Below are 19,639 nucleotides of genomic sequence, written 5' to 3'. Positions count from 1 at the left end.
GCTGCGCGGCCGCCCGCCGATCGAACCGCGGCGGAGAGGCGGTCGTCGTGTCCTTCCGATCCGGGGTGGTGCCCACCGCGGCGCTCGGCCGCCCGCCCGAGGGCACCGCCGTCGACAAGGGGCTCAAGCCCGGCACGGTGGGCCTGCTGTCGTCGATCGTGATCGGCACGGCGTCGACGGCGCCCGCCTACAGCCTGGCGGCCACGCTGGGGTTCGTCGTCATCGCCGTCGGCGTCAAGGCCCCGGCGATCATGCTGCTGGCGTTCGTCCCGATGTACTTCATCGCGGTCGCCTACGCCGAGCTCAACAAGCGCGAGCCCGACTGCGGGACGACGTTCACCTGGGCCGCCCGGGCGTTCGGGCCGCGCACCGGCTGGCTCGGCGGGTGGGGGCTCATCGCCGCCGACGTGATCGTCATGGCGAACCTGGCGCAGATCGCCGGGTCCTACGGCTACCAGCTGGTCGGCCTGGACTCCCTCGCCGAGGACACCTTCTGGACCACGGTCGCCGGCGTCGTGTGGATCGCCGTCATGACCTGGGTCTGCTACATCGGGCTCGAGGTGTCCAAGCGCCTGCAGTACGTGCTGCTCAGCGTCGAGGTCGTCGTCCTCGTGGCGTTCGCCGTCTACGCCCTGGTGCGCGTGTACTCCGGGGACGCCCCGGACGGGTCGCTGCGGCCGTCGCTGTCGTGGCTGTGGCCGTCGGGTCTGTCCTGGTCGGCGCTGACCGAGGCACTGCTCCTGGCGATCTTCATCTACTGGGGCTGGGACACCGCCGTCGCGATCAACGAGGAGACCCGCGACCCCGGCCGCACGCCGGGCCGCGCGGCGATCATCTCGACGCTGCTGCTGCTCGGCACCTACGCCGTCGTCTCGGTCGCCACGGTCGCCTTCGCGGGCGTCGGGACGACGGGGATCGGGCTCGGCAACGAGGACAACGCCGAGGACGTGTTCAACGCGATCGGCCCCGCGGTGTTCGGCGACGACCTCGGCGGGCGCGTCTTCGAGGCCCTGCTGATCATCTCGGTGCTCACGTCGGCGTCCGCGTCGACGCAGACCACCATCCTGCCGACCGCCCGCGCGACCCTGTCGATGGGCGCGTACCGGGCGCTCCCGGCGGCGTTCGCGCGCATCCACCCGCGGTACCTCAGCCCGTCGGTGTCGACCATCGCCATGGGCGCGGCGTCGATCGTCTTCTACGTGGGCCTGACGATCGTCAGCGACAACGTCCTGCAGGACTCGATCACCGCCGTCGGCGTGCTGATCGCCTTCTACTACGGCATGACCGGGTTCGCGTGCGCCTGGGAGTTCCGGCGGGACCTGCACACCGCCCGCGACGTCGTCATGCGCTTCGTCATCCCGCTGCTGGGCGGTGTCCTGCTGCTGGCGGTGTTCGTCCTCGCCTGTATCGAGTACGCCGACCCCGAGTACGGGGAGACGGTCATCTTCGGCGTCGGCGGGGTGTTCGTGGTGGGCATCGGGACGCTGCTGCTGGGCGTCGTCCTGATGGGGGTCTACAACCTGATCGCCCCCGCCTACTTCCGCGGCGAGACGCTGCGGGAGCGGCCCGGTGACCTGCTGCTGGAACCCGCCGCCGAGGGGGCGGGGCTGCGGCTGCCGGACTCCCGCGAGGAGACGGTGATCGCCCCGGACCTGTCGAACCTGCCGGAGGGGCGCGAGCCCTACGAGCGCTGACGCCGTGCGGGTGGCCATCCGGGTGCGGCCGGGCGCGGGACGGACGGCGGTCGGCGGCGCGCACGACGGAGCGCTGGTCGTGCGGGTGGGCGCCCCGGCGGTCGACGGCCGGGCGACGGAGGCCGCCCTCGTCGCCGTCGCCGAGGCGCTCGGGCTGCGGCGCCGGGAGGTCGCGCTGGTGACGGGCGCGACGAGCCGGACGAAGGTCGTCGAGGTCCCGGACGGCTGCGCGGAGGCGGTGGCGGGGCTGCTGGACGCCTGAGCGCCGAGGTTGCGCGGGCCGTCCGTGGTGGCGGTCATGAACGCTCGGTCAAGCCCCTCCTGGCATCCGTGGACAGCGGTCTTACCTGGGGATTCGTGCTGCAGCAGAACGCCTGGGCCGGTATTCTTCGTACATGTGTTCGGATGACGTGGAAGGTGATCCCGGGCGGTGGCACGGGCTGCCGGACGGGGTGCTTCTGGCCGAGGTGGCCGCGCTGGTCGCCCAGTCCCACCGGCTGGCCGCACGGCTGACCGCCGCGGTGCGCGCCGCCGACGCGCGGGGGTCGTGCGAGCGCGACGGGCTGCCCACCATGGCCGCCTGGCTGCGCACCCACACCGGCCTGCGGCACGACAGCGCCGCCGCGCTGGTGCGCCGCGGCCGCGCCCTGGAGTCACTGCCGGCCACCGCGGCGGCGTTCGCCGCCGGCACGATCGGGGTGGACCAGGTGACCGCGATCGCCCCGATCGCCGCACCGGCCGCGCTGGCCGCCGCCGCCGACGCCGGCGTGGACGTCGGGGAGGTGGAGGCGGCGCTGGCCGCCATCGCCGCCGGGCAGCCGCACATCGTGCTCACCCAGGTCGTCGCCGGCTACCGGACCCGGCTGGACCCCGACGGGCCCGAACCCGACCCGGTGATCGGGCGCAGCCTGTGCCTGCTCACCCACCCCGACGGCACCGTCACCGTCCGCGGCGAACTGGACGCCGTCGGCGGGGAGAAGGTCAAGGCGGTGCTCGAACCGATCGCCGCGGTCTCCCGCACCGCCGGCGACGACCGCACCCCCGCCCAGCTCCGCGCCGACGCGCTGGTGCAGGCCGCCGACCTGCTGCTGGCCGCCGGCTCGGTGCCGGTGCAGCGCACCCGCCGCCCCGGCATCGCCGCCCTGCTCCCACTCGCCGACCTGGTCGATCCCGCGGCCGGCACGACCGCCGCCACCATGGGGTTCGGGGCCACCATCTCCGCCGCCCGCGCCCGCTGGCTGGCCTGCGACTCCACCGTCGCCCGCATCGTCATGGGCCCGCACGGGCAACCCATCGACCGCGGCCGGGACGTCCGCATCGTGCCCGCCGCACTCCGGCACCTGCTGGACCTGCGCGACAAGGGCTGCGTGTTCGCCGGCTGCGATGCCCCCGCCCACTGGTGCGAAGCCCACCACGTCATCCACTGGGCCTTCGGCGGCGAGACCACCCTGGACAACACCGCACTGCTGTGCGAACGCCACCACGGCAAGGTCCACTCCGGATTCACCATCGAACGCGACACCGACGGCGTCTGGCACACCTACCGCCCCGACGGCACCGAGATCCACCCCCGCCACGACCACCTCGCACCCACCGGCCACCCGGCGCCCGACGCCGATCCCGGCGAGGCCCCGGAGCCTGGCCAGGTCCCCGACCTCCACGACGGCCCAGGCCGCGAGACCGCCCCGGCTCAGCATCAGGGATCCGATCCCGACGCCCTGCCGGCCCATGACCTCCGCGAACCCGCTGATCGGATCGGGCGGACGCCGACCCTCGTCCCCGTCTGACCCGCCCCTCGGGCCGAGCCCACCCCTCGGGCCGAGCCGCCACCAGGGCCACAGGCCGCCGACGACCCCCACGGACACCGTCCGCGGGGGCAGTGGGCGTGCCGGCGGGTCGAGCTGGGTGGTTGGCGCTCAGTCCAGTCCGCTGATGTCGTCGGGGACATCGACCGCGTGCTGGCGCAGCGCCTCCAGCGGCACGATCTCCAGGGCCCGGGCGTTGGTCGCGGCCAGCACCACGCCCGCGGCGGCGCCGGCCTGGAACGCCTGCAGCCACCGCGCGGCCACCACGCACCACCGGTCGCCGGGGACGAGCCCAGGGAACCCGTACTCCGGCCGCGGGGTGCTGAGGTCGTTGCCCAGTTCCCGCTGCAGGGCGAGGAAGTCGGCGGAGACGACGGCGCAGACCGTGTGCCGGCCGAGGTCGTCGGGTCCGCTGCGGCAGCACCCGTCCCGGTAGAAGCCGGTCATCGGGTCGGTGCCGCACGGCTCGAGCGGCCCCCCGAGCACGTTGCGCTCGGTCTCCGGCGCGCTCACCGCCGCTGCCGCCGGCTGCCGCCGTGCCAGTCCTCCTCGCGGCCCACCTCGCCGGCGACCACACCGAAGGACGGCAGCTGTGGCCGCTCCCGCAGGCTCCGCTTGAGCTCCGCGAACCCCGGGAAGGAGGCCAGCGCGACGACGTGGTCCCACAGCTCGACGGCCTCCTCCTCGCCCGGCAGCCGGCTGATCACCGGCCCGAAGAAGGCCGTGCCGCCCGGGGGGCGGAAGTGGAGGATCGGCGTCCCCACGTCCTTGCCGGTCAGCGCGAGGGCTTCGTCGGTCTCGGCCTGCACGACCGCGTCCCGGCTCGCGTCATCGAGGGCGTCCGCCAGGTGGGCGGGGAGCCCGAGGTCGTCGAGAACGGGACGGACGAACTCCGCCGAGCCGCGTGTGCCGGCGGCAGGCGACCGGCCGTTCGGTGCGCCGAAGATGCGCGTGCCCAGCGCCCGGTACAGCTGGTCGACCTCGTCCGGACCGTGCTCGTCGCGGACGCGCGCGGCCAGCCGCAGCAGGCGCAACCCGTCGGTGTGCCCGGCCTCGTAGTCGGGCGGGAACTGGGCCGCGTAGTCCACGGCGGCGTTGAGCAGTCGCAGCGAGATGAAGCGCCATTCCACGCGGTACTCGCGGCGCCGGGCGACGAGGCGGACCCACTCGCTGGTCATCCAGGCGAACGGGCACACCGGGTCGAAGTAGAACCGCAGATCGGCGTCTGCCACGGCTGCAACCTAACGGCGGACGGGATCGGGCGCCGGTCGCCGACGGCCGGACCCGGGTGGGCCCGGCCGTCGGTCAACGGGTCAGCCCGCCGTGCGCCGGCCGCCCATCAGCGCACCCGCCCCCGCCAGCAGGCAGAGCACCGCCAGCAGCGCCCACGTCCCCGTGTCGCTGCCGGTGTAGGCGAGCTCGCCCGCGCCGGCCGTGCTGGACGACGCCGCCCCGGACGCGGGCACGGCGGTCACCGGGCTGCCGGCTGTCGGGCCGTAGGAGTGCCAGGCCGGCCCCTGCGGACCCTGCGGACCCTGCGGACCCTGCGGACCCTGCGGACCCTGCGGACCCTGCGGACCCTGCGGACCCTGCGGACCCTGCGGACCCTGCGGACCCTGCGGACCCTGGGGGCCTTCCGGACCCTCCGGGATGTCGGGACCGCCGGGCGTCGAGCCTCCGCAGGTGGCGGAACCCGAGCCGAGGAGGCCGATGCCCGTGCCGCAGACGGTCACCGGCAGGTCGACGTCGACCACCGGGCCGCCCGTGCCGGGACCACCGGTGCCGGGACCGCCCGTGCCGGGACCGCCCGTGCCCGGACCACCGGTGCCGGGACCGCTCGCTGGCGCGCCGCACGTGCCCGCCGCATCTCCGAGGAGGCCGATGCCGTTGCCGCAGACGGTGACGGGCAGGTCGACGTCCAGCAAGCCGCCGGATGCGTCGCCACCCACGGTGCCAGTGCCAGGGGCGTTGCCGCCGCCCGCACCGGTGCCGGTGCCAGGGGCGTTGCCGCCCGTGCCGGGAGCCGCGGCGGGGGTGCAGCCGCCGGCGGCGTCGCCGAGGAGGCCGATGCCGTTGCCGCAGACGGTGACAGGCAGGTCGACGTCGAGCAGGCCGCCGCCCCCGGCGTTGCCGCCGTGGCCGTTACCGTGGCCGTTCCCGCTGGCGCCCGGGCCGTTGCCGCCCGCGCCCGGGCCGTTGCCGGTGGCCGGTGCCGGCGTGCAGTCGCCGGCGGCGTCGCCGAGAAGGCCGATGCCGTTGCCGCAGACGGTGACGGGCAGGTCGACGTCGAGCAGGCCGCCGCTCCCGGCGTTGCCGCCGTTGCCGTTGCCGTGGCCGTTCCCGCTGGCGCCCGGGCCGTTCCCGCTGGCGCCCGGGCCGTTGCCGGTGGCCGGTGCCGGCGTGCAGCCGCCGGCGGCGTCGCCCAGGAGGCCGATGCCGTTGCCGCAGACGGTGACGGGCACGGCGATCCCGAGCGGGTCCCCGTCCACGGCCGGCGGTGGGGGCGTGGTGCCGGACGCGGTCGCGCCGCCAGCCACGCCGATGGCATTGCCGGCGACGGTGACGGGGACGACGACGTCCGCGGGCGGCCCTGCCGTCGGCGCGGCCGCGGGCGGCTGCGCGGCCGCCCCACCGAGCACCCCGACGGCGTTCCCGCCGACGCTCACCGGCACCGACACGGACAGCGGCCCCAGGTCGACGCCCACGTCGGCGGACACCGCGGGCAGGGAGCCGCCCGCGACGGGCGCGTCGCCCAGGACGGCGAGCGCGTTGTCGGTCACGGTGACCGGCACCGTGACGTCGAGGGTGTCGTCCGCGGACGCGACCCCCGTCCCGACGGCCCACAGGCCGCCGGTGAACACCGCGGCCTGCAGGCCGCGACGGATCCAGGTGTGCATGGCTGTACCTCTCCGGATGAGTGGGTCCCCGGTCCCGGTGGGACGGCGGGGGAATGGCGCATCGCCGGCACGGACGGCCGGCGGCGCCGCACTCAGTCGGGAGAGGTGGCGGGGTCCTCGGGAGTGCCGCAGGACGGCGGGGTGCCCTCGGTGGGCACGCCGCGGAGCAGGCCGGAGTCGCCGGGCGACCCGGCCGCGGGCAGGGCGGCGGGCAGCAGGTCCGTGCCCGCGCCACCCGCGGCGGACGACGGTCCGGTGCCCGACGGCGGCAACGCCGAGGGGCCGGCGGGCAGGAACGGGGCGGCCGGCCCGTCGGGGGAGGAGGCGCCACCCGCGGCGGCACCCGCCGCGACGGCGCTCACCCGCGCGCTGACGGCGTGCCGGCCGGGCGCTTCCTCGGTGTCCCAGGTGCCGGCGACCGCGAGCCCCGATGCCCCGTCACCCGCACCGGCGGGCGTGGCAGCACCGGGCGCGTCAGCAGCCGACGGCGACGGCGGCGCAGCGGGCGCGGGCGGCATCGCCGGGCCGGCGCCCAGCAGCGGCCCGACGACGGCGTCGAGCACGGCGTCCACCCGGTCGACCACCGAGCCGAGCGGCGTGCGCTCCAGGAGCCCGAGCAGCGGGGTGACCACGTCGTCGACGACTGCGGTCAGGACCGGCGGCAGCGCCGGCGGCAGCACGGCTGCGGCGGCGTCGACCACGGGCGTCAACACGGGCGCGGCGGCGTCCACGACTGGGGTGAGCACGGGCGCGGCGGCCTCGACGACTGGGGTGAGCACGGGCGCGGCGGCGTCCACCAGCGGGGCGACCACGGGCGGGAGGACCGGTGCCGGCGCCCCGCCGGAGGGCGGCGCGTCGGCTCCCGGGGGGCGGACGACGGCGGGCAGCACCTCGTGCACCACGGACGGGAACGCATCCCCAACGGCCGCCGTGAGCTCCCCGACCGAGGCGACGGCGCCGCCGAGCGGGTCGGGCGCGGGCAGCTCGTCGGCCGACGCGGTCGCGGTGAGCTGTCCGGCCAGCCAGAGTCCGGCGCCGAGCCCGCCGACAGCGAGAGCGCGCCCCAGGACGCGACGGAGCCCGGCGGCTCCGTGCTCGCGTCCGGCCATGCCCGCCCCCAGCGCTCGGCGCCGAGTCCTCGACTCAGCGTTGTCGACTCGTAGCCGAGCGTGACCCCGATCGCCGGGCGAGCGCCAACCGGAACGGGTCGCCCGTTGGGGTGGATCCCGGGACGGACCGGTCACACCCGGTCACGCGGGCGAGTCCGATGTGTCACGTGAAACGCATGGGGTCGCGGTGGCAGGCTGCGGGTGTGAGCGACCACGCCCCTGACGTCCTCTGGCGGCCCACCCCCGACTCCATCCGGGCCACGCGGCTGGCCGACTTCGCCGGCCACGTGACCCGGCGGCGGGGCGTCGACCTCGGCGACCCGCTGGACTACGACCGGCTCTGGCGCTGGTCGGTGGAGCACCTCGACCAGTTCTGGGCCGACATCGCCGACTGGAGCGGCGTGCTGCCCGGCGTCCCCGACGACCGCGTGCTGACCCGGCGCGAGATGCCCGGCGCGGAGTGGTTCCCCGGGACGACGGTCAACTACGCCGAGCTGGCGCTGCGGCACGACGGCGGCGACGCCCCCGCCCTGATCGCCGTGACCGAGCAGGTGCTGTCCGGGGACGCCGAGCCGGTCGAGGTCTCGTGGACGCAGCTGCGCCGGCAGGTCGGCGCCTTCGCAGAGACGCTGCGCCGGCTCGGGGTGCGCCGCGGCGACCGGGTGGCCGGCTACCTGCCCAACGTCCCCGAGGCCGTCGTCGCCTTCCTCGGTGCCGCCTCGATCGGTGCCGTGTGGTCCTCCTGCGCGCCCGACTTCGGCACCCGCAGCGTGCTGGACCGCTTCGCCCAGATCGAGCCGACGGTGCTCGTCGCCGTCGACGGCTACCGCTTCAACGGCCGCCCGCACGACCGGCGCGAGGTGGTCGCCGAGCTCCGCGCCGCGCTGCCGACCGTCCGCGCGACGATCGCCGTCCCCCGGCTGTTCCCCGACGAGCTGCCCGCGAGCGGCCCCGGCGAGGTGCTGGCCTGGGCCGACGCCGTCGCCGACGAGCAGGAGCCGCGATTCGAGCCGCTGCCCTTCGACGCCCCGCTGTGGATCGTCTACTCCTCGGGCACGACGGGCCTGCCGAAGGGCATCGTGCACGGGCACGGCGGCGTCACCCTCGAGCAGCACAAGCAGCTGGCCCTGCACGGCGACGTCCGCCCCGGGGACCGCTTCTACTGGTACGCCTCCACCGCCTGGATCATGTGGAACATCGCCACCTCGGCGCTGCTGGTCGGAGCCACGGTCGTCGTGCACGACGGCGCCCCGGCGTACCCGTCGGTCGACGCCCAGTTCGCGCTCGCCGAGCGCATCGGCGTCACCTACCTCGGCACCAGCGCCGGCTACCTGACCGCCTGCCAGAAGGCCGGCATCCGTCCCGGCGAGGCGCACGACCTGTCCCGCGTGCGCACCCTCGGCTCGACCGGCTCACCGCTGCCGTCCGCCGCCTTCCGCTGGGTGTACGAGGCGGTCGGCCGCGACCTCCTCCTCGGGTCGCTGTCGGGCGGCACCGACGTCGCCACCGGGTTCGTCGGCAGCTCCCTGCTCCTGCCGGTCACCGTCGGCGAGCTGCAGCGGCCGATGCTGGGCGTGGCCGCCGCGGCCTGGGACGAGGACGGCCACCCGGTCGTCGGCGCGCTGGGGGAACTGGTCATCACCGAGCCCATGCCCTCGATGCCCCTGTACTTCTGGGCCGACCCCGACGGCACCCGCTACCGGGAGTCCTACTTCGAGCCGTGGCCGGGCGTCTGGCGCCACGGCGACTGGCTGGAGATCACCGAGCGCGGCACCTGCCTCATCACCGGCCGGTCGGACTCGACGCTGAACCGGGGCGGCGTCCGCATGGGGACGGCGGACATCTACGCCGCCGTCGAGGCGATCCCGGAGATCGCCGACTGCGTGGTGCTGGGCGTCGAGCAGCCCGACGGCGGCTACTGGATGCCGCTGTTCGTGCAGCTGGCCCCCGGCGCCGAGCTCACCGACGACCTGGTCGCCCGGATCCGCGGCGCGATCCGCACCCAGGCCAGCCCCCGGCACGTGCCCGACGAGGTCATCGCCGTCCCCGCGGTGCCGCACACCCGCACCGGCAAGCGGCTGGAGGTGCCGCTCAAGCGGCTGTTCCAGGGCGTCGACCCGCAGAAGGCGGTCAACACCGGCACGGTCGACGACCCGGCCGCCGTCGAGCACTACATCGCGCTGGCCCGGGAGCGCGCCACCCGCTGAGCACGCCGGGGCTGCTGCCCCGGCGGCTGCAACCCCGGCCGCGGCAGCGGTGCCGCGGGCGGGGGCGCGCGCGGGATGCGGCCGTGGGGTCGAGCGGCCACAGTGCAGGCACGACCGCCGAGTGCGAGCAGGAGCCAGCGACGATGACGTCGAGCGGGACCGCCAGCCCGAACCCCGAGCCGCTCGCGGCGCGCCCGCCGGACCTGCTCCCGCCGTGGCACACCCCCGAGCGCGAGGCCCTGCAGCTGCAGGCCCGGCGCTTCGCGATGGAGGAGGTCCTGCCGGTCGCCGACGAGCTGGACCCGAGGAAGGGCCTCATCCCGGCCTCGCTGCTCCAGCGGATCGCCGACCTCGGCTGGTTCGGCATCACCGTGCCCGCCGAGCACGGCGGCCTGGGCCTGGGCGTCTTCGAGTACTGCATGGTGTCCGAGGAGCTGGCCCGCGCCTGGATGAGCACCGCCAGCATCCTCGCCCGCGCGCAGGGCCTCGGGACGACGCTGCCCGACGCCGACCGCCGCCGGGACCTGCTCCGCCGCAGCGCGCGCGGCGAGTGGATCGGGGCCATCGCCCTGTCCGAGCCCGACGCCGGCTCCGACCTCGCCGGCATCTCCACCCGCGCGGTGCTCGACGGCGACGAGTGGGTGGTCACCGGCCGCAAGCGCTGGTGCGGCAACGCCGAGGCCGCGGACTTCATCCAGGTCCTGGTCCGCGAGCGCGACCCCGAGGAGGGCGAGCCGCGCTCCCGGGGCCTGCGCACCCTCCTGCTGGAGAAGGAGCGCGGCGCCTTCCCCCCGGGCCTCACCGGCTCCCCGATCGACAAGGTCGGCTACCACGGCTTCCTCACCTGGGACCTGACCTTCGACGGCGTCCGCATCCCGGCGGGCAACGTGCTGGACGACGCCAACGCCGCCGAGGGCGAGGTGGAGGACCGCGCCCGGGCCGGGATGCGCAAGGCCAAGGAGTTCCTCGACACCGCCCGCGTCCACACCGCCGCCCGCGCCGTCGGCCTGGCCCGCGCGGCGCTCGAGGACTCCGTCGTCTACCTGCAGGAGCGCGAGCAGTTCGGCCACCCCATCGCCGACTTCCAGGCGCTGCGCTTCGCCGTCGCCGAGATGGCCTCGCAGGTCGAGCAGAGCCGCGCCTTCTACCGGCAGGTGGCGCACCTGCTCGACCACGGCGTCCCCTGCGACCGGGAGGCCGCGATGGTGAAGCTGGAGGCGACCGAGATGGCCGTCCGCGTCACCAACCAGGCGATGCAGCTGCACGGCGGCAACGGCTACACCACCGAGCGCCAGGTCGAGCGGCACTGGCGCGACGCCCGCCTGACCACGATCTTCGAGGGCACCAGCGAGATCCAGAAGCGGATCATCAGCGACCGGATGCTGCCCCGCTCGCCCCTCGCGTGACCGCGCGGCCGGCCGGGCCGGTCGGCGCAGGAGTTCGGCCGGGGTGACGCCGGCGGATCCCCGCTGCTCACCGGGTGGACACGTCCGGTGCCGACCCTGGCCCCGTGACCAGAGCCCTCAGCCCCGCCGTGCCCGGCGCGGGCGCCCCGCCGGTCGCCGGCCTGCGGGTGGCCGTCGTCGCCGAGACCTTCCGGCCGGCGGTCAACGGCGTGGTCAACTCCGTCGTCCGGGTCGCCGACCACCTCGCCGTCCGCGGTCACGGCCCGGTGGTCCTGGCGCCCAGCGGCGAGAGCTACACCAGCGCCTGCGGGGCGCCGATCGAGGTCGAGCGGGTGCCGGCCATGACGCTGCCCGGCTACCGCGGGCTCGCCGTCGCCCGGCCCGGGCTCGACCTCGCCGACACCCTCCGCCGGCTGCGGCCCGACGTCGTCCACCTGGCCTCGCCGGCGCTGCTCGGCGCCGCGGCCGGCCGCGCGGCCCGCGAGCTGGGCATCCCGGTCGTCGCCGTCTTCCAGACCGACCTGGCGGCCTTCGCCCGCCGCTACCGGCTGCCCGGAGGGCCCGCGCTGGCCGACCGGCTGGTCCGCCGGGTGCACGGGACGGCGGACCTGACGCTGGCGCCGTCCTCGGCGACCGCCGCCGTCCTGCGCAGCCGCGGCGTCGCGGAGCTGGCCCTGTGGGCCCGCGGCGTCGACGGCCGCCAGTTCGACCCGCGCCGCCGGGACCCCGACCTGCGCGCCACGCTCGCCCCCGCGGGCGAGCTGCTGGTCGGCGTCGTCGCCCGGCTGGCCGTGGAGAAGCGGCTGCACCTGCTGGCCGACGTCGCCCGGCTGCCCGGCGTGCGGCTGGTCATCGCCGGGGACGGTCCGTGCCGGCGGCGGCTGGAGCGGGCGCTGCCCGGGGCGGTGTTCACCGGCCAGCGGACGGGGGAGGACCTCGGCCGGCTCGTGGCCTCCCTCGACCTGTTCGTCCATCCCGGCCGCGACGAGACGTTCTGCCAGGCCGTGCAGGAGGCGCTGGCCGCCGGCGTGCCCGCGGTGGTGGCCGCTGCGGGAGGGCCGCTCGACCTCGTGCGGCACGGGCGCAACGGGTGGCTGTGGAGCGGCGACGACCCGCGGGTGCTGGCCGCGATCGTCGCCGGCCTGCGCGACGACCGGCTGGCGCTGCGGGCGGCCGCGGCCCGCGCGCGCCGCTCCGTCGTCCACCGGACCTGGGCGGCGGTCGGCGACGAGCTCATCGGGCACTACGCGCGGGTGCTGGCCGGCGGGGCGCGGACGGGTGCCCGGCCGGCGGCCTGAGCCCGGACGACGTTGCGGGCCCGGGACGCGCAGGCCAGGCTCGGGGCCGTCGTCCCCCCGGCCCCCAGGAGCCCCGCCGTGCCCCCCACCTCCCGGTCCTCCTCCGGCGACGCGCTGACCGCCGCGCTGCGTGCCGCCCGCCTCGACCTCCCGGAGGAGCGCCGGGCACTGGTCGGCGCCATGGCGGAGGGCATCCAGGCGCTGGTCGCCCGGCTCGACGACGTGCCGCTGGGGGAGACGCCACCGGCCGCATCCTTCGACGCGCGCCGGCGGTCCTGACCGTGGAGCCGTACCGGCTGCCGGTCGCCGCGGCGGCCGCCGAGATCGCGGCCCGCCGGCTGTCCCCGGTCGAACTGGTCGACTCGGTGCTGGCGCGCCTCGAGGCCACCGAGCCGGCCCTCACCGCCTACGCCTGTGTGACGGCCGACTCGGCCCGCGAGACCGCCCGGCACGCCGAGCAGGAGATCGCCGCCGGCCGGTACCTCGGCCCCCTGCACGGCATCCCGCTGGGCATCAAGGACCTGTTCGACAGCGCCGGCGTCCCCGCGACCAGCAGCTCCCGGGTGCGGGCGGGCCGCGTCCCGGACACCGACGCCGTCGCCGTCGCGAGGCTGCGCGCCGCCGGCATGGTCCCGGTCGGCAAGACCCACACCCACGAGTTCGCCTACGGGACGATCACGCCCACCACCCGCAACCCGTGGGACACCGGCCGCATCCCGGGCGGCTCCAGCGGCGGGTCCGCGGCCGCGGTCGCCGCCGGGTCCTGCATGGTCGGCCTGGGCAGCGACACCGCCGGGTCCATCCGCATCCCGGCGGCGCTGTGCGGCACCGTCGGCCTGAAGCCGACCTACGGCCGCGTCTCCCGCCGCGGCGTCACCCCGCTGTCGTGGTCGCTGGACCACGTCGGCCCGCTGGCGCGCAACGTCGTCGACTGCGCCTGGGTGCTCGACGCGATCGCCGGCCACGACCCCCTCGACCCGGCCACGGTCGACGTGCCGGTCCCGCGGCACGCCGCCGACCTGGACCGCGGCGTCGCCGGGCTGCGGATCGGGGTGCTCGCCGACGGCGGCGCCGGCCGCCTGCACGACGACGTCGCGGCGGCCGTGCGCGCGGCGGCCGGCGTGCTGGAGGCGCAGGGCGCCCGCCTGCGCGAGGTCACGCTCCCCCGCGCCGACCAGGTGCTCCCAGCCGCGTGGGCGATCCTCATGCCCGAGGCCAGCGCCTACCACCGGGAGACGCTGCGGACCAGCGCCGACCTCTACACCGACGACGTCCGGCTGCTGCTGGAGGTGGGGCAGCTGGTCCCGGCCACCGACCACGTCACCGCGCTGCGGGTCCGGACGCTCGTCCAGCGGGACTGGGCGGCCCTGTTCGACGACGTCGACGTCGTGCTGACCCCGGCGGCGCCCGTGCCCGCGCCCGAGGTCGGGGCCCACGTCGTCAGCTGGCCCGACGGCGCCACCGAGGACGTGACCTCCGCGCTGGTGCGGCTCACCCTGCCGGGCGACCTCACCGGGCTGCCGGTGCTGGCGCTGCCCGTCGGCGTCGACGCCGCGGGGCTGCCGCTGGGCATGCAGCTGACCGGGCGCCCCTTCGACGAGGCCACCGTGCTGCGCGTGGGGGCGGCCTACGAGGCCGCGTCGGGCACCGTCGGCCGGATCGCGCCCGTCGGCTGACGGTCACCCGGGCCGCAGGACCCGCGCCTCCCACGCGCGCAGCTGCGGCCCGGGGTCGCGCAGGTTCCCCAGCACCAGCTCGGCGCCGACCGCCTCGGGCAGCAGCCCCGCCAGGTCGTACGGCGTCGCCGACAGGTTGCAGACGACGAGCAGCGTCTCCCCGCGCAGGGAGCGGGTGAACGCGTACACGTCGTCGTGGTCGGGCAGCAGCATGTGGAAGTCCCCGACGGCGACCACGGGCAGCTCGTGCCGCAGCGCGATCAGCCGCTTGTGGTGGCTGAACACCGAGTCCGGGTCGTCGCGCTGCGCGGCGGCGTTCCACTCGACGTGGTCGGGGTTGACCGTGATCCACGGCGTCCCGGTGGTGAACCCGGCGTTCGGCGAGGCGTCCCACTGCACGGGGGTGCGGGCGTTGTCCCGGCTCATGCGGCGCAGGGCGGCCAGGACGGCGGCGGCGTCGGCGCCGGCGGAGACCGCGTGCACGTGGTGGTTGAGCGACTCGACGTCCCGGAAGTCCTCCAGCGAGGCGAACGGGGCGTTGGCCATCCCCAGCTCCTCGCCCTGGTAGACGTACGGCGTCCCCCGGTGCAGGTGCAGCAGCGTGGCCAGGCAGGTCGCCGAGTCGCGCCGGTGGCGCGGGGAGTCGTCGCCGAAACGGGAGACCGCCCGCGGCTGGTCGTGGTTGTCCCAGTAGAGGGAGTTCCAGCCGACGTCGGCCAGGCCGGCCTGCCAGCGGCCGAACGAGGCCTTGAGGTCGCGCATGCGCAGCGGGTGCACGTCCCACTTCGACGTCCCGTGGTCCAGGCCGACGTGCTCGAACTGGAACACCATGTCCACCTCGGCCCGCGCCGGGTCGGTGAACAGCCGCGCCTGCTCGACGGTCACGCCCGGCATCTCGCCGACGGTCAGGAACCCGCCCTCCCGCCCGGCGAACACCTCGCGGTGCATCTCCTGCAGGAACTCGTGGACCCGGGGCCCGCACAGGTAGGACGCCGACCCGTCCCCCCACGCCGAGCCCGGCAGCGGCGGCCCGTCGCGCAGCGACCCGTCCGGCGCGACGTCCTTGCTGATCATGTTGATCACGTCCATGCGGAAGCCGTCGACCCCGCGGTCGAGCCACCACCGCATCATCGCGTACACCGCCTGCCTGACCTGCGGGTTCTCCCAGTTCAGGTCGGGCTGGCGGCGGTCGAACAGGTGCAGCCAGTACTCGCCGGACGCCTCGTCGAGCTCCCACACCGGACCCGAGAAGAACGACTGCCAGTTCGTGGGCTCCGCACCCGGCTCCCCGGCGCGCATGCCCGCCCGCGGCGGCCGCCACCAGTACCAGTCCCGCTTCGATGACGTGCGGCTCGCCCTGCTCTCGGTGAACCACGGGTGCTGGTCGCTGGTGTGGTTGACCACCAGGTCCATCACCAGCCGGATGCCGCGGTCGTGCAGCTCGGCGACCAGCCGGTCGAACGTCGCGAGGTCGCCGAACAGCGGGTCGATGCCCTGGTAGTCGCTGATGTCGTAGCCGTTGTCGGCCTGCGGCGAGGGGTACACCGGCGAGAGCCAGAGGACGTCGACGCCCAGGTCGACCAGGTGGTCCAGCCGCTGCAGGACGCCGCCGAGGTCGCCGACGCCGTCGCCGTCGGAGTCCATGAACGAGCGCGGGTAGACCTGGTAGACGACGGCGCTGGTCCACCAGGGCGGCGAGGTCGGGTCCACGCCCCCAGCCCAGCACGAGCGGACGCGGCCTGCACCCCGCCGCCGTCCGCCCGGACGGGACGCGCACGTTCCGGGGGTCACCTCGGGAAAGTCGCGCGACGCCGGTCACACCCGTGGTGCACGATGACCTGCATCCCCCACCTCACGAGGAGGCCCCCGCTCGTGCTCAGGCTGCCGCGCGCGCTCGCGCCCCTGCGCTCGGGCGGGTACCGGCTGCTGGCCCTGTCGCTCGCGCTGTCGCTGTTCAGCCAGGGCCTGTGGGCGATCGCGCTGGTGTGGCAGGTCGTCGAGCTGGGCGCCGGCCCCGCCGTCCTCGGCGTGGTCGCGGGCGCCAGCGCCGTGGGCATGCTGGCCAGCACGCTCATCGGCGGCGCGCTGGCCGACCGGGTCCCGCAGCGGCGGATCCTGGTGGCGGTCGGCGTCGTGGACGCGGTCAGCACGGGCGCGGTCGCGCTGCTCTCCCTGGTGGGCGGGCTGGCCACCTGGCACCTGGGCGTGGTGTCCGCGCTCACCGGCATCGCGATGGGGCTGTACTACCCGGCGTACTCCGCGCTGGTGCCCTCGCTGGTCCCCGCGCACGAGCTGCTGGCGGCCAACGGCCTGGAGGGGATGGTCCGCCCGCTGCTGGCCCAGGCGGCCGGCCCGGCCGCCGCCGGCTTCCTGGTCGCGGCCACCTCCCCGGGGGTGGCGCTGGCGGCGACGGCGGTGTCCGCGGCGCTGGCCGCCGTCACCGCGCGGGCCCTGCCGGCGCTCCCGGTGCGCCGCGAGCGGGGGGAGACCGGGCTGCTGGCCGACGTCCGCGAGGGCTTCGGCTACATGGCGCGGACGCCGTGGCTGCTGTCCACCCTGCTGTTCGCGGCCGGGCTGGTGCTGGTGTTCATCGGGCCGTTCGAGGTGCTCGTGCCCTACGTGGTCACCGACGCCGGCGGGGGCGCCGCGCAGCACGCGTGGGTCCTGGCCGCGTTCGGCGTCGGCGGCGCGCTGGGCTCCGTCGCCGTCGCCTCCCTGCGGCTGCCCCGGCGCTACCTGACCGTGATGATCGGTCTGTGGGGCGTGGGGTGCATGCCCATGGTGGTCTTCGGCTTCTCCCCGTCGCTGTGGTTCATGGTCCCCGCCGGCGCGGTCATGGGCGCGACCTTCCAGGCCGGCACCGTCATCTGGGGCACCCTGCTGCAGCGGCGGGTGCCGCCGGCCCTGCTCGGGCGGGTCTCCAGCCTGGACTTCTTCACGTCGATGAGCCTCATGCCGCTGTCCATGGCGCTCGCGGGCACCGTCAGCGAGGCCATCGGCCTGACGGCCACCTTCCTGCTCGCCGGGCTCGCGCCGCCGGTCATGGCGGCGGTCGCGCTGCTGGCCGCCCGGCTGCGCGCCGACGAGCTGGCGCACCCGCTGGACCACGTGCCCGTCCCGGCGGCGCAGGTGGCCGGGGAGCCGGCCCGGGCCGGCGCTGCTTGGATGGACGCCGGTGCCGGGACCTCCCCGGTGCAGGAGGGAGAACCGTGGCGGAGCTGACCCGACCGGACGTCGACCCACCCACCGGGCCGGCCCCGGCCGACCTGGTGATCGAGGACATCACCGTCGGCGACGGGCCCGAGGCGACCCCGGGCAGCCTGGTGAGCGCGCACTACGTGGGCGTCACCCACGACGGCGGCGAGACCTTCGACGCGTCCTGGGACCGCGGCGACCCGCTGGAGTTCCGCCTGGGCGTCGGCATGGTCATCCAGGGCTGGGACGAGGGCATCGCGGGCATGCGCGTGGGCGGCCGCCGGCGGCTGACCATCCCCGCGCACAAGGCCTACGGCGACCGCGGCGCCGGCGGCGTCATCAAGCCCGGCGCCACGCTGGTGTTCGTGGTGGACCTCGTCGGCGTCCGCTGACGGCCCACCGCTGATCCGGCACCGCCGGGGGCGACACGCGTCGCCCCCGGCGGTGCATGACCCGGGCCCGTCCCGGGCACTGCCCGCGCCGTGACGGAACCGGCGCCCACCCCCGAGCACGCCCTCCTGCGCGCGGCCCAGGCGGAGGGCGACCCCGGCGGGAGCCGGCCGGGCGGGCCGGGCGGCTCGGACGCGGGCGGCTCGGACGCGGGCGGCCCGGACGCGGGCGGCCCGGACGCGGGCGGCCCGGACTCGGGCGGGGAGTCCACCGCCACGGTCGTCGTCGCGGGCCTGGCCAACCTCGGGATCGCCGTCGCCAAGCTCGTGGGCGGCCTGATCAGCCACTCCTCGGCGATGCTGTCGGAGGCGGCGCACTCGCTGGCCGACACGATCACCGAGGTGCTGCTGTTCGTCGCGCTGAAGCGGGGTGACCGCGCCCCGGACGAGCGGCACCCCGTCGGGTACGGGCGGGAGACCTACTTCTGGGCGCTGCTGGCCTGCCTGGCCACCTTCACCCTCGGCGCCGGCTTCTCCTTCTACCAGGGCGTCGAGACGATCCTCGAGGGCGAGGAGCAGGGCGACCCCCTGGTCGCCTACGTCGTCCTGGCCGTCTCCTTCGTCCTCGAGGGCGCGTCGTGGCTCAAGGCCGTCCGGCAGGTCCGCGCCGAGGCACGCCGGGAGGGGACCACCGCGCGCCGCTACCTCGCCGAGACCAGCGACACCGCCGTCAAGGCGGTCACCTTCGAGGACAGCGCCGCGCTCGTCGGCCTGGTGCTCGCCGCACTCGGCCTGCTCCTGGAGCAGGTCACCGGCGACCCGGTGTGGGACGGCGTCGCCGCCATCCTCATCGGGGTGCTGCTCCTCGTCGTCGCCGCGGCGCTCGCCCGGGCCAACGTGTCGCTGCTGATCGGCCAGTCGGTGCCGCAGCGGGTCCAGGACGGGCTCCGGGCCGAGATCGAGGCGCTGCCGCAGGTGAGCGCCGTCCCGGTGCTCCTCACGTCGGTGATCGGGCCGGGCCAGCTGATCGTGTCCGCCAAGGTCGACTTCGAGGACTCCGCGACGGTCGCCGACGTCGAGCGGGCCTCCGACGAGGCCGAGCGGCGGCTGGTGTCCCGGCACGGCGGCGTCCGCTACGTCTTCCTCGACCCCACCCCCGGCGACGGCCGGGCCCGGGCCCGGGCGCACGGGCCGGAATGACCGCAGGCCGGCCGCGGTTGCGTCGTCCGTGCGCGTAGAGGTGTGGAGCGACGTCGTCTGTCCCTGGTGCTACATCGGCAAGCGGCGGCTGGAGACCGCCCTGGAGCGGTTCCCGCACCGCGACCAGGTCGAGGTCGTGTGGCGGTCGTTCCAGCTGGACCCGAGCGTCCCCGAGGGGGAGACCCACTCGACGCTGCCCGCGCTCGCCGCCAAGTACGGCCGCAGCGTCGAGGAGATGCGGGCCACGATGCGCCACGTCGAGGAGACCGCCGCCGGCGAGGGCCTGCGCTACGAGCTGGCCGACGGCGTCAGCGGCAACACGCTGCTCGCGCACGAGGTGCTGCACCTGGCCGCTGAGCACGGGCTGCAGGCCGAGGCGAAGGAGCGCCTGCTGCACGCGTACTTCGAGGAGGGCCGATCGGTCTTCGACGTCGACGCGCTGGTGCCGCTGGCCGTCGAGGTGGGCCTGGACGAGGCCGACGTGCGCGCCGCGCTGACCGACCACCGCCACCGGCCGGCCGTCGAGGAGGACATCGCCACCGCCCGGGCGCTCGGGGCCACCGGGGTGCCGTTCTTCGTCGTCGACCGCCGCTACGGCGCAGCCGGCGCGCAGCCGGCCGAGCTGCTGCTGCAGGTGCTCGAGAAGGCGTGGGCCGACGCCCACCCGCTGGTCACCGTCCCCGCCGCCGAGGGCTGCGCGGACGGCACCTGCGCGGTCTGATCCCCGCCGACCACCCGCCCCCCGCCCCGCCGCCGTCCCCCC

General features: G+C 76.2%; 17 protein-coding genes. 12 read left to right on the top strand and 5 right to left on the bottom strand.

Annotated features, from left to right (window positions below; translation table 11 throughout):
- The first annotated feature begins 47 nt into the window (after positions 1 to 47).
- From ACI781_RS16785 to ACI781_RS16775, 3 genes are all read left to right on the top strand, one after another.
- Entirely contained in the window at positions 48 to 1,694 is a 1,647-nt protein-coding gene (locus tag ACI781_RS16785) for an APC family permease (protein WP_456567264.1), read from the top strand.
- Between the two features lie 4 nt (positions 1,695 to 1,698).
- Positions 1,699 to 1,956 (top strand): DUF167 domain-containing protein, encoded by a 258-nt coding sequence (locus ACI781_RS16780; RefSeq protein ID WP_456567263.1) that lies wholly within the window; start codon positions 1,699 to 1,701, stop codon positions 1,954 to 1,956.
- Positions 1,957 to 2,089: 133 nt separating this feature from the next.
- Positions 2,090 to 3,481 (top strand): DUF222 domain-containing protein, encoded by a 1,392-nt coding sequence (locus ACI781_RS16775; protein WP_456567262.1) that lies wholly within the window; start codon positions 2,090 to 2,092, stop codon positions 3,479 to 3,481.
- Positions 3,482 to 3,610: 129 nt separating this feature from the next.
- Here the strand turns inward: ACI781_RS16775 and ACI781_RS16770 are convergent, their stop codons facing one another.
- The 4 genes from ACI781_RS16770 to ACI781_RS16755 all read right to left on the bottom strand — a co-directional run bounded on the left by ACI781_RS16770 (position 3,611) and on the right by ACI781_RS16755 (position 7,505).
- Positions 3,611 to 4,012 carry a DUF2237 family protein gene (locus ACI781_RS16770; RefSeq protein WP_456567261.1) on the bottom strand — a complete coding sequence of 134 codons (402 nt, stop codon included), beginning with the start codon at positions 4,010 to 4,012 and terminating at the stop codon, positions 3,611 to 3,613.
- Positions 4,009 to 4,731, bottom strand: coding sequence for a mycothiol-dependent nitroreductase Rv2466c family protein (locus ACI781_RS16765; RefSeq protein WP_456567260.1), 723 nt, complete (start codon positions 4,729 to 4,731; stop codon positions 4,009 to 4,011). The genes ACI781_RS16770 and ACI781_RS16765 overlap by 4 nt, the downstream gene beginning before the upstream one ends.
- Positions 4,732 to 4,812: 81 nt before the next feature.
- A complete protein-coding gene (locus ACI781_RS16760; RefSeq protein ID WP_456567259.1) occupies positions 4,813 to 6,396 on the bottom strand; it encodes a hypothetical protein in 1,584 nt (527 codons plus the stop codon).
- A 92-nt stretch (positions 6,397 to 6,488) separates the two neighbouring features.
- Positions 6,489 to 7,505 (bottom strand): hypothetical protein, encoded by a 1,017-nt coding sequence (locus ACI781_RS16755; protein WP_456567258.1) that lies wholly within the window; start codon positions 7,503 to 7,505, stop codon positions 6,489 to 6,491.
- Positions 7,506 to 7,708: 203 nt separating this feature from the next.
- Between ACI781_RS16755 and ACI781_RS16750 the strand changes: the two genes are divergently transcribed.
- The 5 genes from ACI781_RS16750 (at position 7,709) to ACI781_RS16730 (ending at position 14,092) form a co-directional block, all read left to right on the top strand.
- On the top strand, positions 7,709 to 9,712 hold the full coding sequence (locus tag ACI781_RS16750; protein WP_456567257.1) for an acetoacetate--CoA ligase: 2,004 nt from the start codon (positions 7,709 to 7,711) through the stop codon (positions 9,710 to 9,712).
- Positions 9,713 to 9,855: 143 nt separating this feature from the next.
- Positions 9,856 to 11,118 (top strand): acyl-CoA dehydrogenase family protein, encoded by a 1,263-nt coding sequence (locus ACI781_RS16745; protein ID WP_456567256.1) that lies wholly within the window; start codon positions 9,856 to 9,858, stop codon positions 11,116 to 11,118.
- A 104-nt stretch (positions 11,119 to 11,222) separates the two neighbouring features.
- Positions 11,223 to 12,416, top strand: coding sequence for a glycosyltransferase (locus tag ACI781_RS16740; RefSeq protein WP_456567255.1), 1,194 nt, complete (start codon positions 11,223 to 11,225; stop codon positions 12,414 to 12,416).
- A gap of 78 nt (positions 12,417 to 12,494) precedes the next feature.
- Entirely contained in the window at positions 12,495 to 12,695 is a 201-nt protein-coding gene (locus tag ACI781_RS16735; RefSeq protein WP_456567254.1) for a hypothetical protein, read from the top strand.
- Positions 12,696 to 12,697: 2 nt separating this feature from the next.
- Positions 12,698 to 14,092, top strand: a complete 1,395-nt coding sequence (locus ACI781_RS16730) for an amidase (protein ID WP_456567253.1) — start codon at positions 12,698 to 12,700, stop codon at positions 14,090 to 14,092.
- A 3-nt stretch (positions 14,093 to 14,095) separates the two neighbouring features.
- Here ACI781_RS16730 and ACI781_RS16725 read toward each other — a convergent pair whose 3' ends face one another.
- Positions 14,096 to 15,802 (bottom strand): glycoside hydrolase family 13 protein, encoded by a 1,707-nt coding sequence (locus ACI781_RS16725; RefSeq protein WP_456567252.1) that lies wholly within the window; start codon positions 15,800 to 15,802, stop codon positions 14,096 to 14,098.
- Between the two features lie 162 nt (positions 15,803 to 15,964).
- Between ACI781_RS16725 and ACI781_RS16720 the strand changes: the two genes are divergently transcribed.
- The 4 genes from ACI781_RS16720 to ACI781_RS16705 all read left to right on the top strand — a co-directional run bounded on the left by ACI781_RS16720 (position 15,965) and on the right by ACI781_RS16705 (position 19,597).
- Positions 15,965 to 17,314 (top strand): MFS transporter, encoded by a 1,350-nt coding sequence (locus tag ACI781_RS16720; RefSeq protein ID WP_456567251.1) that lies wholly within the window; start codon positions 15,965 to 15,967, stop codon positions 17,312 to 17,314.
- On the top strand, positions 17,302 to 17,679 hold the full coding sequence (locus ACI781_RS16715; protein ID WP_456545135.1) for an FKBP-type peptidyl-prolyl cis-trans isomerase: 378 nt from the start codon (positions 17,302 to 17,304) through the stop codon (positions 17,677 to 17,679). Before ACI781_RS16720 ends, ACI781_RS16715 begins: the two co-directional genes overlap by 13 nt.
- A 90-nt stretch (positions 17,680 to 17,769) precedes the next feature.
- Positions 17,770 to 18,876 carry a cation diffusion facilitator family transporter gene (locus tag ACI781_RS16710; protein WP_456567250.1) on the top strand — a complete coding sequence of 369 codons (1,107 nt, stop codon included), beginning with the start codon at positions 17,770 to 17,772 and terminating at the stop codon, positions 18,874 to 18,876.
- 28 nt (positions 18,877 to 18,904) lie between these two features.
- On the top strand, positions 18,905 to 19,597 hold the full coding sequence (locus tag ACI781_RS16705) for a DsbA family oxidoreductase (protein ID WP_456567249.1): 693 nt from the start codon (positions 18,905 to 18,907) through the stop codon (positions 19,595 to 19,597).
- Positions 19,598 to 19,639 lie beyond the last annotated feature (42 nt).

It is taken from the genome of Blastococcus sp. SYSU D00695 (assembly GCF_054050555.1).
Note: the sequence above shows the minus strand (reverse complement) of the source record. Positions and strands in the feature narration are given on the sequence as shown.

Excerpts from the sequence above, each read along its gene's own strand:
- ACI781_RS16755 (WP_456567258.1), bottom strand. The coding sequence starts at position 7,505 with ATGGCCGGACGCGAGCACGGAGCCGCCGGGCTCCGTCGCGTCCTGGGG.
- ACI781_RS16760 (WP_456567259.1), bottom strand. The coding sequence starts at position 6,396 with ATGCACACCTGGATCCGTCGCGGCCTGCAGGCCGCGGTGTTCACCGGC.
- ACI781_RS16775 (WP_456567262.1), top strand. The coding sequence starts at position 2,090 with ATGTGTTCGGATGACGTGGAAGGTGATCCCGGGCGGTGGCACGGGCTG.
- ACI781_RS16745 (WP_456567256.1), top strand. The coding sequence starts at position 9,856 with ATGACGTCGAGCGGGACCGCCAGCCCGAACCCCGAGCCGCTCGCGGCG.